We start from the raw sequence: 16,799 nt of genomic DNA, 5'->3' as shown, positions 1-16,799 counted from the left end.
TCAGAAGCGTTCGGGGCGGATCAGCACCGCCACCAGATAGACGAGAAGGCCGATCGCGGTCAGCGCCGCCAGCCACAGGTCGATGGTCATGCCCTCGCCCCCCTCACGCGTGGTCGCACAGCCGGGCATAGGCGAGCGTCGCCGCCACCAGCCCGGCCATGACCGACAGCCAGATCAGATCGTCCATATCCCTGCTCCTCAGAAAGCGGCGGTCAGCGAGGCGAGGACGGTGCTGCCGGCGATATTGCCGCGGCCGTCCTGCCCCTTGCTGAAGCTCGGCCGCAGATAGGCGGCGTCGCGGTCGGAAATGCTGGTATCGACCCAGGCGAGGCCCAGCGTCAGATTGTGCCAGCTCGTATCCGCGCCCAGCGACCAGTCCCAATAGTCGCCGGTCGGCGTCGGCGCGGTGGCGTTGGGACCGAGGCCACTCATGCCCCAGCTATGGCCGATATGCGCCTTGGCGGTGATCGGCGTGCCATGGATCGCGGCCGCGCCGTCGCCCCAGAGATAGAGATTGTCGCTCTTCGCGCCGGGATGGTCATAGACACCCGCCTTCGCGCTGGCGCCATTGTCATACCATTTGCCGATCGCCTGCTGCCGGGGGGCATAGGCCGCGCCCGCGGTCAGCGAGACGGGGCCGGTGGTGCCCGACAGCTTCATATAGGGTTCGGCATAGTCGGTCTTGGCCGCGCCGCCCGGATACATATACCAGGTCAGGCCGACGTCGAGCGTGCCGGTCGGGCTGATCTTCGCCTTGTAGCCGCCGATCAGGTCCAGCTCCATGTTCGCGCCGCCGAACGTGCCCCAACCGGCCAGGTTCGACGCCCAGGTGCCGATATAGGCGCCGCTCTCATGCGTCAGCCTCAGGCCGCCCTGGATCGCCATATGCTCGTCCGACTGCGAAATGCCGCGCAGGCGATAGTCGGACGCGACGGCGACCGATCCGCTGACGGTCAGCGGCGCAGGCGGCGCGGTCTCGGCGGTCTGGGCCGACGCGGCGGCGGGAAGGACGAACAAGGCGGCGGCCGTCAAAATCCTGATTGTCATATATGCCCCTATGGACAGGCCGCCACCGATGCTCGGGCGGTCTCCAGGGGCAGGCAATTAGGCGCGCTGGCCATAGCAATGCGATGGCGATTGCCGGGTTTCGCATAGTGTTCGCATATAGTGAAAAGGGTTATGGATCGCCCCGCTCCCGCCCGCTCTTTCAGGCGCGCGAGGGGGGGTCCGGCGCGCGGCACCTTGCATGACAAGCCGCGTCACAAAAATGTCAAGGATATCAGCCATGGCCGCGCGCTTGCTGCCCGCGTCATCGGGTCGAAGGATGTCAATGCCATGGTCGAGTTTTCGCGTCGTTCGCTGCTGGCCGCCGGGGCCGGCCTCGCCGGATCGGCGGCCTTGCCCGCCGCCATCGCCCGCGCGGCGGCGATCGGACCGGACCGGCGGACGGGCACCATCCGCGATGTCGAGCATGTCGTCATCCTGATGCAGGAAAATCGCGGCTTCGACCATTATTTCGGATCGCTGCGCGGCGTACGCGGCTTTGGCGACCGGCTGCCCATCCCGCTCGCCCCGCTGCGTCCCGGCGAGGCCCCCCGCCATGTCTGGCAGCAATATGACCGCACCGCGCCGGAGGGGCCGCGCCTGGTCGCCCCGTTCCGGCTCGACACGCGCAAGGCGTTCGACCTGATGCGGATGGAGGGCACGCCCCATACCTGGCCCGACGCGCAGGCCGCATGGGACGAAGGCCGCATGGCGCACTGGCCCGAGGCCAAGAAGCAACGCGCCATGGGCTATTACGCGCGGGAGGACATCCCCTTCCAGTTCGCGCTGGCCGAGGCCTTCACGATCTGCGACGCCTATCATTGCGCGATCCAGACCGGGACCAACACCAACCGGCTGTTCCTGTGGACCGGAACCAACGACCCCCGGGGCGAGGCGGGCGGCCCGGCGATCAGCAATTCGCACGACAATTTCGCCGAACTGGGCGGCGCCGCCGATCCCTATCGCTGGACCACGGTGGTCGAGCGGATGCAGGCGGCGGGGATCGACTGGCGCCTCTATCAGGACATGGCGGACAATTTCACCGACAACCCGCTGGTCGGCTTCGCCCGGTTCCGCGACGCCTATCATGGCAAGGACCACCCCGAATTGAAGGACCGCGCGCTGACCACGCGCGGGCTGGACGGGCTGCGCGCCGATGTCCTGGCCGGACGCTTGCCGCAGGTTTCCTACGTCATCGCCACCGCCGCCGGTTCGGAACACCCCAATCCCTCCAGCCCGGCGCAGGGCGCGGCCTATACCGCGGAGGTGCTGGACGCGCTGACCGCCGATCCCAAGGTCTGGGCGCGGACCGTCCTGCTGGTCATGTTCGATGAGAATGACGGCTTCTTCGACCATGTTCCGCCACCTGCGCCGCCCTCGCGCACGCCGGATGGCCGGATGCTGGGCGGCGCGACGGTCGACCTGGCGGGCGAATATCATGTCATGCCCTCCACCGGCGACCATGACGTCGACGATCCCGCCTATCGCGGGCGCCCCTATGGCCTGGGGCCGCGCGTGCCGATGTACGTCGTCTCGCCCTGGAGCCGGGGCGGCTGGGTCAATTCGCAGGTCTTCGACCACACCAGCGTCATCCGCTTTCTGGAGACGCGGTTCGGCTTTCACGAGCCCAATGTCTCGTCATGGCGGCGCGCGGTGTGCGGCGACCTGACCAGCGCGTTCGATTTTGCGGCGACCGATGCGGCGACACCCCATCTGCCCGACCCGCGCGGCGCGGCGACCCGCGCCGCCGCGATCAAGGGACAGGTCAGCCCGCAGGCACCCGCCGCGATCGATACGCCGTGGCAGGAACCCGGCCTGCGCCGCGCCCGCCCCTTGCCCTATCGGCTCGAGGTGGGCGAGCGGATCGATCCGAAGGGCCTGCGCCTGTGCTTCCAGGCCGATGGCGCGGGCGCGGTCTTCCACGTCTATGACCGCCTGGCCCTGACCCAGGCACCACGCCGCTACACGGTGGCGGCGGGAACGCGGATCGAGGATATCTGGGATCTTGGCCAGGCGGGCCGCTATGACCTGTGGTTGCTGGGGCCGAACGGCTTCCACCGCCATTTCGCCGGTACCGGGACGCCGGCCTCCGCGCCGCTCTGGTCGGTCGCGGACAAGGGCCTGACCCTGACCATTCCCGACGACTGGCGCGACCTGCAGATCGTTCGCCAGCGCCCCGGCGCAAAGCCCGGCCCGGCCGCGCCGCTTCGCCCCGGCCGGCATCACTGGCCGCTGGACGACGCGCTGGGCTGGTATGACGTAACCCTGACCCGCACGGGTGATCCGGCCTATCGCCGCCGCCTGACCGGACGTCATGACCGGCCGGGCCACGCCACGATCAGCGATCCGTTCCTCGCCTGAGCGTCGCCCCGACGCGCCCGCGATACCCCCTTCCCCACCCCCGGCCGCAGCGATAGGGTAGCGGTCACAAGAACGAATATGTGAGGGGGGATGGTCGTGATGCGGCAGGAAGCGCGCGCCGTGGCGTCGGGCAAGCATCGGGCATGGATCGCAAGGCGGGGGGCCTCGGCCACCGCGCTGCTGCTGGGGGTCGCACCACTGGCGCTGTCCGCCGAGCCGCTGGCGATCGTCGAGCGCAACGGCGCGCAGGTCTCGGTCGAGCCCTATGGTCCCGGCATCGTGCGCGTCACCATCGCCACCGACCGCGCCGGGGTGGAAGCCGGACCCGGCTATGGCATTTCGGGCAAGAGCGATACAGGCGGCTGGACCCATCGCACCGATGGCGGCGGCGACGTCTTCGCCTCTTCGATGATGACGGTCACCATCGCCCCGCAGCCCTGGCCCAAGCCGCCCAGCCAGATGGAGCGTTACTTCGCATCCTCGCTGCCGCCCGTGTCGATCGACTTTGCCCGCGCGAACGGCGCGCCGCTGACCCGCATGAACGGGTGGGAGATGGCCCCGCACACCGTCTCGGGCGAAAAGACCTTTCGCGTCGGGGCCAGATTCTCCGATACGCCCGACACCCATTATTACGGGCTGGGCCAATATCAGGACGGCGTCCTCTCCCTGCGCGGACGGACCATCGACTGCCGCCACGATTATGACCGTCCTGGCGGCGAGTCCGTCTGCGTCCCCTTCATGGTGACGGACAAGGGCTATGCGATCCTGTGGGACAATCCCTCCGCCGCGATCGTCTCGCCCGGGTTGATGGGCAGCACCAGGTTCCAGTCGAATGTCGGTGAGCGCGTGTCCTTCTTCGTGATCGCGGGGAATACGACCGATGATCTCTATGCCGGTTACGCCCGGCTGACCGGGGCGACGCCGCTGCCCCCCAAGGCCGCTTTCGGCCTGATCCAGAGCAAGGCGCGCTACGAGACCCAGGGCGAACTGACCGGCATCGCCGATGGCTATCGCAGCCGTGGCCTGCCGCTCGACATCATGGTGCTCGACTGGTTCTACTGGACCCGGATGGGACAGCTCGACATCGATCGCACCGCCTTTCCCGATCCGGCGGGGATGAACGCGCATCTGAAATCGATGGGGATGCAGAGCATCATCAGCATCTGGCCGCGTTTCGAGCGGGAGAGCCGCTGGTTCGACACGCTGGCGGCCAGGGACTGGCTGATGAAGGACAAGGACGGCAACCCCGTCGACGGCCTGCCCATCCGCTCCGACCGCGCGGGCGCGCTGATCGACAGCACCAACCCGGAGGCACGGGCATGGTTCTGGGGCAAGATCCGCGACAATATCTTCTCAAACGGGTTCGACTATGCGTGGCTGGACGAAACCGAACCCGATCTGGTGCCCGAGGGACATTTCTATGCCATCGGGTCGGGCGACCGCTATCGCAATGTCTACCCGCTGCTGCACACATCGGCCGTTGCGGAAGGATCGGCGCGCGACCGGCCCGACAAGCGCAACATGATCCTGTGCCGCGCGGCGTATCTGGGAACGCAGGCCAATGGCTGCCTCTTCTGGTCGTCCGACGTCCAATCGACCTGGGACGCGCTGCGGCGACAGGTGCCCGCCGGGCTGGGCATGACCGCCAGCGGCATCGCCTATTGGTCGAGCGATACGGGCGGCTGGCAATGGCCAAACGGGCCGGAGGCGCAGCGGCCGGTGCTGATCGATCCGGCGGGGGCCAAAGCGATGGCGCCGTCCTATCGCGACTATCCCGAACTCTTCGTCCGCTGGTTCCAGTATAACGCCTTCACCCCGACCCTGCGCATCCATGGCCAGCGGCCGGGCACCGCATTATGGGACTATGGCACGGCGGCCGAGCCGATCCTCGCGACGACGCTGCGGCTGCGCTACGCGCTGATGCCCTATCTCTATGCCCTGGGGCGACAGACCAGCCGGACCGGCGCGCCGTTCATGCGCGCGCTGTTCATGGACTTCCCGAACGATCCGGCGGCCAAGGATCTGGCCGACGAATATATGTTCGGCCCGGCCTTTCTGGTCGCGCCGGTGACCGAACAGGGCCGGACGAGCCGCCGCGTCTACCTGCCCGCCGGCACCGACTGGTATGACTGGTGGACCGACGCGCGCCACAAGGGCGGGCAGTGGATCGAGGCGGCGGCGCCGATCGACCATATTCCGCTGTTCGTCCGTGCGGGTTCGATCGTGCCGATGGGCGTGCCGGTGTCCAGCACGGCCACCGCGCAAGCGCTGGAGAGCATCCGCGTCTATCCCGGCCGCGATGCCGACTTCACCCTTTACGACGACGACGGCACGACCAACGCCTATCACAGGGATGGCGGGCGCAGCGCGACGCTGCACTGGGACAACGCCAGTCGCCGCCTGACCGCCAGCGGACGCCTGCCCACGGGGCAGGCATCGGGATCGCTGGTCAAGGTGATCGGCCAATAGGCCATCAACGAGAGCGGACCGGACAAACTGGCGTTCAGACAGGGCCGGCCGTCCAACAGGGAGAGTGAGCATGATCGGATTCCTGACGATGCTGGCGGCAGCGCAGGCCGCCCCCACGGCGGCGGCACCGCCCAGCATCTTTGACAAGGCGGTGAACCAACCCGGCATCGGCTGGACGCTGTACGGTCCCAACCAGAGCGGCAAGCAGGTTCCCGCCACCGATGTGCCCGGCGGCAACGCGGTGCAGGTCAAGGTCGCGAAGCCGGGAACCAATGCCTGGGACAGCGGGGCGACCTATCCCACGATCAAGCCGATCGCGGCGGGGGACACGATGCTGGCCATGGTCTATCTGCGCGCGCCCGACGCGGCGGACGGCGCGAGCGTCACCATCCCGGTCGGCATGGGCGGCTCCGAACCGCCCTACGCCCCGATCGCGACCGAGCCGGTGCAGATCGGCAAGGCCTGGAAACGCTATTATGTCTCGGGTGTCGCGGGACAGGCCTATGCGGCGGGCAAGGCCAATATCTCGGTCCAGCTCGCTGGCGCCAGGCAGGTGATCGAGGTCGGCCCCGCCTTCCTGCTCGACCTGGGGCCGGGCTTCGATCGGTCGAAGCTGCCGCGGAACTGATCGATTGGCCGGGGCGGCGCGCCGCCGTCCCGGTCACCCCCTTGCTTCACCACCTGCCCCGCACCGGCAAAGGCCGGGATGATGCTGCACACAGCCGTACAGCACGGTCCTCGATTGCGCCCAGGGTGAGCAGAGATCGCATTCTTCCAGCGATGAAAAACGCCCGCCTCCCAAAGAGGGAGACGGGCGATCCTGGATCATGTCCCGACCGACCCCGAAAGAGCCGGCCGGCGCACGGCATCAGAAGGTGCCGCGCAGCGCGAACGAGAAGCGGCGGTCGTTGACGATGTACGAGCGCGGCGCGGTCGCGGTCGAACCGCTGATATAGGCCTGCTGGGTCTTGACGACCTGATTGGCCAGATTCACGCCCTGCACGCCGATCTTCAGATATTTGTTCAGGTTGATGAACGCCGAGGCGTCGAGCTGCCCGCCCGCATCCTGATAGATGGACGTGTACGGGAAGATCACGTCGGCCGGGGTCAGCAGATATTTCGAGCGCCAGTTATAGGCCGCGCGCAAGGAAATCGGCCCCTTTTCGTAGAATACCGAAGCATTGACCGTGTGCTTCGACAGCCCCTCGAGCGGGATATTGCCCGGCTTGATGTTCGAGGTGTTGGCGGGCGATCCGCCGTTGAGGAACGAATTGGGCAGGCCCGAGCTGTCGATATAGGTATAGCTGCCGCTCGCCCCGAGCCCGCTGAGCAGGCCCGGCAGGAAATCGAACGTCTGCTGATACGCCGCTTCGAAGCCCTTGATCTTGCCTGTGCCCTCGTAATTTGCGGGGCCGCGCACCAGTACCGACTGGGTAATGCCGTTGCTGGTGATATTGCGGTTGGTGACCGACTGGTAGAAGAAGTCCTTCACCGACTTGTAGAAGACGTCGAACGAGAGCTGGCCGACGCGGGCGAAATACCATTCGACCGTGGCGTCGAACTGCCACGCGGTGGCGGGCTTCAGATAGGGATTGCCCGCCGTCGCCGTGATCTGGCCGCCATTGGCGTCGAAGCCCAGTTGCAGGAAGTTGCGGATGTTCGCAAAATCCGGCCGCGTCATCACCTTCGACGCAGCCAGGCGCAGCACCACGTCACGACCCAGGCCGAACTTCAAATTCGCGCTCGGCAGCCAGTAATGATATTGCTGACGCGCCGTGTCGGGCACGGTGATGCCGGTCGAGAATTGCTGAATGGCGTTGTAGGCCGTCTCACCAAGACGACAGATGCCCGTCGGCGTCGCCGATGTGTTCGACAGGCACCGCACGGCGTAGCTGCCATCGGTCTGCGTCTGTTGCGTGGTCGGCGCTCCGATCGATCCCGACGACGTCAGGTCGGTCAGCACATAGCGAACGCCGACATTACCGCTCATCCGAACATTGCCGAACAGGTTGCCCGGCGTCGCAAAGCTGATTTGCGCAAAGGCGTTCTTGTCCTGTTGCGACACATTCTGGATTTCGGACGGCAGATAGGGCGTACCGGGCACCACGCCGCCCCGCTCGGCAAGCGGAGCCCAGGTTCCGGCGCTCGAACCATTGGCGGTCTTCCACAACTGACCGATCGACTTGAGATACGCGGCCGACTGCTGATAGGCACCGGTCATGTCCCCGGTATAGTAATATGCCCCCGGTGGCGGGCTGACCGCGCCCCGGAAGAAGTTCGGGAAGCTGTAGAACTCGGTCTGCCCCGGTGCCTGGGCGAAGGACACCGGGTTGTTGCCCGACCAGACTTCGGACAGCGCACCCCAGTTATACGTCGTGTAGCGCACTTCCGACGAGCGATCGGCATAGCGCGCGCCGAACTTGGCATGGGTGAAGAAGCTGCCTTCGTCGAACTTGTAATCGACATCGGCCTTGAACGCATATTCGCGGCCCCGGCTCTCCTCGAGATGGTCCATCGCCGCGCGCCAGAACTGGACGTCGCGATTGGCGAAATATTGCGCGTCGGTCTGGCCCGCCAGGCCGGGGTTGATAATGCCGCCGTTCGAGATCAGCGTGGTCGGCTTGTGCGGGATCACGGTCGGCAGATTGCCGGAAATATCCAGCTCCGAATCCGCGAAGGTCGAGCCGAACACGCGCAGATCGGTGCTGGTTTTCTTCGCCCGCGTGTAATCGCCGTCCAGATTGACCGACCAGTGATCGTTCAACTCCGTCTTCAGGTTCAGGCCGAAATCGGTGACCGAATTCTCATCGCGCGTCATGCCGCGCGCCAGCGACTGCTGCGTGCCGCCGCTGGGGACGAAGCAGGTTGCCGGATTCGGCGCGTTGTCGGGGTTGTTGCACGCCGCGCGACGGCCGGTGCCGGGCGCGGTGATGAAACCCGACTGGAAAAGCCCGCTATTGTCGAAGACATAGTTCTTGGTCGAGCCGACCGGACACAAGGCCCGAACCGTTCCACCCGCGCCGTCCGCATTGGGCTGACACCCGACCGGATAGGTGCTGTATTCAGCAAGATCGGGGGCGGTCTCGAACGTCCGCTCCGACGTATCGTTGATCGTATGGGTGCGCAGGTACTGCGCCGTCAGCACCGTGCGCGCATCGGTGCTCTGCCACTGCCCCGCAAGCGCGACGCCGTCACGCTTGCGGTCGAATTCCTGACTGCGGAACTGCCCGCCGATCGGTGCATAGCGCAGCGACGCCGGATCAAGGAAGCCGTCCGCACCGGCGGTTCCGTTCGTCCCGCAGGCCGATCCCGCGCCGGGAAGCGTCATGCTGTCCGCCGTGCCCGGCAGCGGATTGCGGCAAACGGTCGCGGTCGTCGAATTCGCCGCCAGCGCGAGCATGTTATCGCGGGTCTGGAAATTGGTGACCTGCACGCTGTCCGCACGGCTGCGGACGCGCGAATAGGAGACATTGCCGAGCAGGCCGAAACGACCGATGCCCGTATCCCAGGTGTTGCTGACCAGCAGCGACCCCGTGGGCGACCACTTCTTCTTGAAGTCGCCATAATTGCCCTCGGCGGTGAAACCGAGATGAAAGCCCTTGTTGTCGAACGGCTTGCGCGTGTTCAGGTTGACCGTCCCGGCCAAGCCGCCCTCGATCAGTTCGGCGGTGGCGTTCTTGTACACCTCGACCGAGCCGAGCAGTTCGGCGGGCACGTCGGAGAAGTTGATCGCCTGTCCGCCGATACCGGCCGAGAAGGTGTCGCGACCATTGAACTCGGACCGCACGAAGGTCAGGCCGCGCACCGCGACGCCCGAGCCCTCGACCGAGAAGTGGTCGGGGTCGTTGGCGGCGGCGAAGCGGCTGATCGACACGCCGGGAACGCGTTGCAGCGCTTCGGTGACCGAACGGTCGGGCAGCGCGCCGATATCGCTGGCGGTGATCGCATCGACGACCGTGTCCGAATTGCGCTTGATCGACTGGGCGTTGGCCAGGCTCTGGCGAATGCCGGTCACCACCACTTCGCGGGTCGCGACATCGTCGCCCTCGGTCGCCTGCGCGCCGGTCGCCGCGGCGGCGGACTGGTCCGATCCGGTCTGGGCGACGGGTCCGGCCGCCCGCGCCATGGCGGGCATCGTCAGCGACGCAATGCAGAGCGCCGTGGCGGACGCCCCGAACAACAGCCCATGAAAGTGATTGGCATTGGTAACACGCGGCGCACCGCAGCGCTTGGTCATGATGATCCCCCCCTTGGCTCGCCCCTATCGGCGTGCTCTTCGTGGCTGTGATCGCGAATTCCATCACGATTCACGCAAACATGATTGCGCTAACAGAACGACACCGGCAAGATGCTGTCAAAAATAAAGTCCGATCCGGTACAAGGTGTCACATTCCTGCAACGCATCGCGCGAGGTGATGGATTGCAGCGCGGGCGCCGAAACGGCATGGACGGGAAAAGGCATGGGCTTCACCATGCCATGGGAGGGGATGACCGGTGACACGCGACAGGGTGCGGGTGGTGATCGTGGGCGGCGGAACGGCGGGTTGGATGACCGCGGCCGCGCTGACCCGCCTGCTCCCGGGACAATGCACCGTTCGGCTGATCGAATCCGAGGCCATCGGCATCGTCGGCGTGGGTGAAGCCACCCTGCCCCATATTCGTGCCTTCAACGAACGGCTTGGCATCCCGGAAGCCGAGTTCATGGCGCGCACCCGCGCGACCTTCAAACTGGGGATCGAGTTTCGCGACTGGGGCCGGATCGGCGATAGCTATATCCATCCCTTCGGCACCTTCGGACGCGGATCGGGGGCGATCGACTTCCACCATTATTACGCGCGCCTGCTGGACGAAGGGCAGCAACTGCCTCCGCTCGATGCGCTGTCCTATGCCTGCACCCTGGCGCGCGCGGGGCGATTTACCCATCCCGAACAGGATCGTGGAGCGCTGTCTTCGACCTTCGGTTATGCGTATCAATTCGACGCGCAACTCTTCGCACCCTATCTTCGCACGCTCGCCGAAGCGATGGGAGCGGTACATACCGAGGGCATGGTGGTCGATGTCGCGCGCGACGGCGAACGCGGCACGATCCGGTCGGTGACGCTGGCCAGCGGCGAGGAGATCGAGGGCGACCTGTTCATCGACTGTTCCGGCTTTCGCGCGCTGCTCCTCGGCCAGACTTTGGAGGAACCGTTCGAGGACTGGTCGCATTGGCTGCCCGCCGATCGTGCGGTCGCGATGCCGTGTCGCACCCGCACCGCCGTCAGCCCTTATACCAGCGCGATCGCCATGCCCGCCGGATGGCGCTGGCGTATCCCGCTCCAGCATCGCACCGGCAATGGCTATGTCTATGCCAGCGCCTTCATCAGCGACGAGGATGCCGCACGCACGCTGGAACAGGCGATCGAGGGCGACCCGCTCGCCGCGCCGCGCCCCCTGCGCTTCAAGGCCGGACGGCGGCGGCGCTGCTGGATCGGCAATTGCGTCGCGATCGGGCTGGCCAGCGGTTTTCTGGAACCGCTGGAATCGACAAGCATCTATCTGGTGCAGCAGGCGATCACCGCATTGATCGAGCTGTTCCCGGGCAGGGATAGCGACGACAGCAGCAGCGATCGCGACGAGTTCAACCGGATCATCGATCTGGAATATGACCGTATCCGCGATTTCCTGATCCTCCATTATCATGCAACGACGCGGTCGGACTCGCCCTTCTGGGACTATGTCCGCACCATGCCCATTCCCGACAGCCTGGCCGAGAAGATGGATCTCTGGCGCCGCCGCGCGCGGGTGGTGAAATACCGGGAAGGCGTCTTCCTGGATGCCAGCTGGATCGCGGTCTATCTCGGCCAGGGCGTCGTGCCGCAGGGTTGGGACCCGCGCGCCGATGCGGTGGGCAGCCCCGAATTGATGCGCGCCGTCGCGACACTCCGCGCGGACATCGCGCGCGACGTCGACGGCCGCCCCGATCACCGCGCCTTTCTCGATCGCTACTGCCCGATGGACGAGGCCGCGTGATGCGCGAAACCGCGCTTCGGAGCATCCTGGTCGCCGGATCCGGGCTGACCGCGTGGTGCGCCGCCGCCGCGTTGAAGCGGCGCGCGCCGTTCCTGGACGTGACGCTGCTCGCAACGCCGGGCGCGCCCGATGCGCTGGCCGACCGGATCGCCTGCACCCTGCCGTCATTGCCCGGATTTCAGGCTGATCTGGGGCTTGGGGAGGATGACGGGATCACCCGCGCGGGGGCGGGTTATCGGCTGGGCACACGCTTTTCGGGCTGGGCGGAGGATCTGCCGGACTATGTCCATGCCTATGGCCCTTATGGCCAGCCGATCGGGCCAGCGGCCTTTTACCTGCACTGGATCCGCGCGGTGCAAAAGGGGGTGGCCGGCCCGTTCGATGCTTATGCCCCGGCCGCGCGCATGGCGCGCGCGGGCCGTTTCGTGCCGCCGGCGCCCGGCGGCATTCTGGCCGCGCACGAATATGGCCTGACGCTGGACATCGCGCGCCACACCGCGATGATGCGCGCCTTCGCGCGGCATGTCGGGGTGCGGGAGGTGGTCGGGACCATCGGGCTGGTCGCCCGTGACGCGCGCGGATTCCTGACCTCGGTAACGCTCGGCGAGGGTGAGACGCTGGCGGCCGACCTCTATCTGGACGCCACCGGCCCGGCCGCGATGCTGCGCGGCGTGCTGGACGAGGCGCGGGAGGATTGGAGCCCCTCGCTCCCCTGCGACCGGGTCATGCTGGCGACCCGCGACCAGCCCGCCAATCCGCCCGTGCTGACCCCGGTCGAGGCGCATGCCGCCGGTTGGGGCTGGTCGAGCGGTATGCAGATGGGGCTGGTCTATGCCGCCGCGCATCTGGACGACGACCGGGCCGCCGCGATGCTCGCCGGGCTGGGCACCTCGCCGGAGCGGCCGATCCCGGTGCGGGCGGGCACCCGGCCAGAGCCGTGGATGGGCAATTGCATCGCGATCGGCGACGCCGCGACGGAGGTCGAGCCGCTCGAATGGTGCAACCTGCATCTGGCGCTCAGCGCGATCGACCGGCTGGTCACGATGCTGCCCGATCGCGACATGGCCTCGGTCGAACGCGCCGATTTCAACCGCCAGTGCGTGGCCGAGGCGGAGCGGGTGCGCGATTTCCTGGCCATGCACTACCGCACCGCGCGGCGCGACGAGCCGATGTGGCACGCGGTGCGACTGGTCCCCCCGCCCCCTAGCCTGGCACACTCGCTGGCGCAGTTCGCCGAGCGTGGCCGCCTGCCCTTTTATGAGGAAGAAACGTTCACGCGCGACAGCTGGGCCGCGGTGCTGCTCGGCCAGGGCTATCGGCCACGCCGGACCGATCCGCTCGCCGAAACCGTACCGCTGGAGCAGGTTGGCGCGGCGATGACCCGGCTGGACGAGGCGATTGAGGCCGCGCTGGCCACCGCGCCCGCCCATGCCGAATGGCGCGCGGCCCAGATGCGGCGCCTCGACCGATGATGCCGCCGCCGGTCCATGACCATTCGATCCGCCGCGTCGTCATCGTCGGCGGCGGCACCGCCGGGTGGATGGCCGCCGCCGCCTTCGCGCGGCTGCTCAACAACGGCTATACCCGGATCACGCTGGTCGAGTCCGAGGAGATCGGCACGATCGGCGTGGGCGAGGCGACGATCCCGCCCATCCGCAGCTTCAACCAGATGCTGGGGCTGGACGAGAACGAATTCCTCGCCGCCACGGCGGGGACGTTCAAGCTGGGCATCGAGTTCTTCGACTGGGGGCAGAAGGGCGAGCGCTACATCCACCCGTTCGGTCAGCTCGGGCAGGATCTTCAGGGCGTGCATTTCCACCAGCTCTGGCTGCGCGAACGCGGCCGGCGGGCGATCCCGGCGATCACCGACTGGTCGATGAGCGCAGTCGCGGCGCGCGGCGGCCGGTTCGGCCGGGCCAAGGCCGATGCCCGCTCGCCGATCCGCGAGCTGTTCTACGCCTTCCACTTCGACGCCTCGCTCTATGCCCGCTATCTGCGCGGCTATGCCGAACGCGGCGGGGTGACCCGGATCGAGGGGCGGATCGACGCGGTCGATCTGCGCGCGCAGGACGGCTATGTCGAGGCGGTGACGCTGGCCGATGGCCGCCGGATCGAGGGCGATCTGTTCATCGACTGCTCGGGCTTTCGCGGGCTGCTGATCGAGGAGGCGCTGGAGACGGGCTATGAAAGCTACGCCCATTGGCTGCCCTGCGACCGGGCGGTGGCCGCACCCTGCGCCCTGCCCGACCCGCGCGAGCCCGATCCCTTCACCCGCGCGACCGCGCGCGAGGCCGGGTGGCAATGGCGCATCCCGTTGCAGCATCGCATGGGGAACGGGCTGGTGTATGGCAGCGCGTTCCTCGACGACGAGGCGGCCGAGGCGCAGTTGCTCAGCCATCTGGAGGGGGAATTGCTGGGCGACCCACGGCGCCTGCGCTTCACCGCCGGGCGGCGGCGCGAAAGCTGGAACCGCAACGTCGTGGCGCTGGGCCTGTCGAGCGGCTTTCTCGAACCGTTGGAATCGACCAGCATCCATCTGGTCCAGGCCGCGATCCAGCGGCTGATCGCGCTGTTCCCCGACACGCGCTTCGATCCCGCAGAACGCGCCGAGTTCAATCGCCAGATGCGCGACCTGTACGAGGATGTGCGCGACTTCATCATCCTGCACTATAAGGCGACGCGGCGCGACGACACGCCCTTCTGGAACCAGGTGCGCACCATGGCCATCCCCGACAGCCTGGAGCGCAAGCTGGCGCTGTGGCAGGGCAAGGGCCGGCTGTTTCGCGAAGGCTATGATCTGTTCAGCACCCCCAGCTGGGTCGCCGTCTGCCTGGGTCAGGGGATCGTACCGGAACGCTGGGAACCGGCCGCCGACGCGCTGGACGAAGAACTGGTGGCGCAAGCGATGACCCAGATCCGCGCGGGCTATATCGACACGGCCGAGCAATTGCCCAGCCATGGCGATTTCCTGCGCATGGCCGCCCCCTCTCCGCTCGCCCCGGCCATGACGGCCATGGCAGGCGAGGCACATTTTGACTTTGCCCGGGCCCGGTCCGCCGCCGCTCCGTCGTCGGGATCGCCCTTTTGAGCCGTCCGGTGCACCTGGCCTGCGCACTGCTGGCATGGCTGCTCGTCGGCGCGACCGATGCGCCGGGGCCGCATATGAACCAGATCGGGTTTCGCCCCGACACGGCCAAGCGCGCGATCGTCGCCGATGCCGCCAAGACGCCGCTGCCCTGGCGACTGCTCGACAGCACTGGCAAGCCGGTGGCGAAGGGGCGGACGACCGTGTTCGGCGACGACGCCGCCTCGGGCGACACGGTGCATCAGGTCGATTTCACCCGGGTCGCGGCCCCCGGCACCTATCGGCTGGACGTTGCGGGTCGGCAGGGACACCCCTTCGTCATCGCGCGCGACGTCTATCGCCCACTCGCCCGCGCCGCGCTCAATTTCTTCTACCAGCAGCGCGCCGGGATCGCGATCGAGGCGGCCTATGCCGGCGGCGCGACATGGGCGCGCGCAGCAGGCCATCCGCAGGAGGTCGCGACCTGTTTCAAGGGCGTCGACCTGTCCGGCACCGACTGGCCCGGCTGTTCCTACAGCCTCGACGTCACCGGCGGCTGGTATGACGCGGGCGACCACGGCAAATATGTCGTCAATGGCGGCATCGCGCTGTGGACGCTCCAGAATCTCTACGAAGTGAACGCCGCCAGCCCCCCCTTCCCCGATGGCAGCGCCGCGCTGCCCGAGGCGGGGAACCGGATCGACGATCTGCTTGACGAGACGCGCTGGGAAATGCGCTTCCTGCTGGCGATGCAGGTGCCCGATGGCCAGCGGCTGGCGCTGCCCGTGGGGCAGAAGGGGCATGGCGCGCTGACCCTGTCGATGGTCGATGCGAGCGGCATGGCGCATCACAAGGTGGCCGATCGCCACTGGACCAGAATTCCGACCGCGCCCGCCGAGGATCGCGAGGATCGGCTGCTCTATCCGCCCAGCACCGCCGCGACGCTGAACCTGGCGGCGACTGCCGCGCAATGCGCGCGCATCTGGCGCGGGATCGACAACGGCTTTGCCGATCGCTGCCTGACGGCGGCGGACAGGGCGTATCGCGCGGCACGGCGCAATCCGGCCGTCTATGCCGCACAGGGCTTTACCGGCAGCGGTGGCTATGGCGACGGCGATCTGTCGGACGAACTATACTGGGCGACCGCCGAACTGTTCGCGGCGACGGGCAACCCCGAACTGGCCGAGGCGCTGCACCGGATGCCCCTCCACGCCGCGCCGCTGGCGGGCGAGCCGAGCTGGGGCAGCGTGGCCACGCTGGGCACGATCACGCTGGCGACCGCGACCGGGGTGATGCCCGCCGACCGCGCTGCCGCGCGCGCCAAGCTGGTGGCGCTCGCCGACCGCTTCGTCGCCGAAGAGGCACAGTCGGGCTATCACCTGCCCTATGCCGGCGGCCATTATCCCTGGGGCTCGAACAGCAACCTGCTCAATCGCGGCATGATCCTGTCGCTTGCGGCACGCTTTAGCGGCCAGGCGCGATATCGCGATGCCGCCGTCGACGCGATGGACTATGTTCTCGGCCGCAACCCGCTGGACCAGAGCTATGTCAGCGGGTTCGGATGGAAACCGCTGCGCAACCCGCATCATCGGTTCTGGGCGCATCCGATGGACTCACGCTATCCAGGCCCGCCGCCGGGCGTGCTGTCGGGCGGGGCGAACAATCTGGTCTTTCCCGAAAGCGCCTCGCTGCCGCTGAAGGGGCGGTGCGCGCCGCAACGCTGCTGGATCGACGATATCCGCGCCTATGCGCATAACGAGGTCGCGATCAACTGGAACGCGCCCCTGGTCTGGCTGGCCAGCGCGCTGGCCGAGCCGCAACCCTGATTTCCGTTTCATAAGCATATCGT

10 protein-coding genes are annotated in these 16,799 nt (G+C 67.4%); 7 read left to right on the top strand and 3 right to left on the bottom strand.

All coding sequences use genetic code 11. From position 1 onward, the window contains the following. Together kdpF and RN629_RS05540 are read right to left on the bottom strand one after the other, a co-directional pair. Positions 1-90, bottom strand: a complete 90-nt coding sequence (gene kdpF / locus RN629_RS05545; protein ID WP_407034275.1) for a K(+)-transporting ATPase subunit F — start codon at positions 88-90, stop codon at positions 1-3. Between the two features lie 108 nt (positions 91-198). Further along, a complete protein-coding gene (locus RN629_RS05540) occupies positions 199-1,047 on the bottom strand; it encodes a TorF family putative porin (protein WP_407034274.1) in 849 nt (282 codons plus the stop codon). Positions 1,048-1,335: 288 nt separating this feature from the next. On the opposite strand from RN629_RS05540, the gene RN629_RS05535 reads away from it, so the two are divergent. The 3 genes from RN629_RS05535 to RN629_RS05525 all read left to right on the top strand — a co-directional run bounded on the left by RN629_RS05535 (position 1,336) and on the right by RN629_RS05525 (position 6,502). After that, positions 1,336-3,405, top strand: coding sequence for a phosphocholine-specific phospholipase C (locus RN629_RS05535; protein WP_407034273.1), 2,070 nt, complete (start codon positions 1,336-1,338; stop codon positions 3,403-3,405). 99 nt (positions 3,406-3,504) lie between these two features. Beyond that, on the top strand, positions 3,505-5,874 hold the full coding sequence (locus tag RN629_RS05530; protein WP_407034272.1) for a glycoside hydrolase family 31 protein: 2,370 nt from the start codon (positions 3,505-3,507) through the stop codon (positions 5,872-5,874). Between the two features lie 70 nt (positions 5,875-5,944). Then, positions 5,945-6,502 (top strand): hypothetical protein, encoded by a 558-nt coding sequence (locus RN629_RS05525; protein WP_407034271.1) that lies wholly within the window; start codon positions 5,945-5,947, stop codon positions 6,500-6,502. Between the two features lie 240 nt (positions 6,503-6,742). On the opposite strand, the gene RN629_RS05520 is transcribed toward RN629_RS05525, so the two are convergent. Further along, positions 6,743-10,111 carry a TonB-dependent receptor gene (locus tag RN629_RS05520; RefSeq protein ID WP_407034270.1) on the bottom strand — a complete coding sequence of 1,123 codons (3,369 nt, stop codon included), beginning with the start codon at positions 10,109-10,111 and terminating at the stop codon, positions 6,743-6,745. Positions 10,112-10,368: 257 nt separating this feature from the next. On the opposite strand from RN629_RS05520, the gene RN629_RS05515 reads away from it, so the two are divergent. From RN629_RS05515 to RN629_RS05500, 4 genes are read left to right on the top strand one after another with little or no spacing between them, the layout of a single operon-like run. Further along, positions 10,369-11,886 carry a tryptophan halogenase family protein gene (locus RN629_RS05515; protein ID WP_407034269.1) on the top strand — a complete coding sequence of 506 codons (1,518 nt, stop codon included), beginning with the start codon at positions 10,369-10,371 and terminating at the stop codon, positions 11,884-11,886. Further along, the gene (locus tag RN629_RS05510) at positions 11,886-13,358 is read left to right on the top strand and encodes a tryptophan halogenase family protein (RefSeq protein WP_407034309.1); all 1,473 of its coding nucleotides are present in this window, start codon (positions 11,886-11,888) and stop codon (positions 13,356-13,358) included. The genes RN629_RS05515 and RN629_RS05510 overlap by 1 nt, the downstream gene beginning before the upstream one ends. Next, positions 13,358-14,974: a tryptophan halogenase family protein gene (locus tag RN629_RS05505; RefSeq protein WP_407034308.1), complete on the top strand. Its 1,617-nt coding sequence runs from the start codon at positions 13,358-13,360 to the stop codon at positions 14,972-14,974. The genes RN629_RS05510 and RN629_RS05505 overlap by 1 nt, the downstream gene beginning before the upstream one ends. After that, a complete protein-coding gene (locus tag RN629_RS05500) occupies positions 14,971-16,776 on the top strand; it encodes a glycoside hydrolase family 9 protein (RefSeq protein ID WP_407034268.1) in 1,806 nt (601 codons plus the stop codon). The genes RN629_RS05505 and RN629_RS05500 overlap by 4 nt, the downstream gene beginning before the upstream one ends. Positions 16,777-16,799 lie beyond the last annotated feature (23 nt).

The organism is Facivitalis istanbulensis (genome assembly GCF_040560405.1).
Lineage (GTDB): Bacteria > Pseudomonadota > Alphaproteobacteria > Sphingomonadales > Sphingomonadaceae > Sphingomonas > Sphingomonas istanbulensis.
This window is presented reverse-complemented; position numbering and strand designations above follow the sequence as displayed.

Excerpts from the sequence above, each read along its gene's own strand:
- RN629_RS05530 (WP_407034272.1), top strand. The coding sequence starts at position 3,505 with ATGCGGCAGGAAGCGCGCGCCGTGGCGTCGGGCAAGCATCGGGCATGG.
- RN629_RS05510 (WP_407034309.1), top strand. The coding sequence starts at position 11,886 with ATGCGCGAAACCGCGCTTCGGAGCATCCTGGTCGCCGGATCCGGGCTG.
- RN629_RS05525 (WP_407034271.1), top strand. The coding sequence starts at position 5,945 with ATGATCGGATTCCTGACGATGCTGGCGGCAGCGCAGGCCGCCCCCACG.
- RN629_RS05540 (WP_407034274.1), bottom strand. The coding sequence starts at position 1,047 with ATGACAATCAGGATTTTGACGGCCGCCGCCTTGTTCGTCCTTCCCGCC.
- kdpF (WP_407034275.1), bottom strand. The coding sequence starts at position 90 with ATGACCATCGACCTGTGGCTGGCGGCGCTGACCGCGATCGGCCTTCTC.
- RN629_RS05505 (WP_407034308.1), top strand. The coding sequence starts at position 13,358 with ATGCCGCCGCCGGTCCATGACCATTCGATCCGCCGCGTCGTCATCGTC.
- RN629_RS05535 (WP_407034273.1), top strand. The coding sequence starts at position 1,336 with ATGGTCGAGTTTTCGCGTCGTTCGCTGCTGGCCGCCGGGGCCGGCCTC.
- RN629_RS05520 (WP_407034270.1), bottom strand. The coding sequence starts at position 10,111 with ATGACCAAGCGCTGCGGTGCGCCGCGTGTTACCAATGCCAATCACTTT.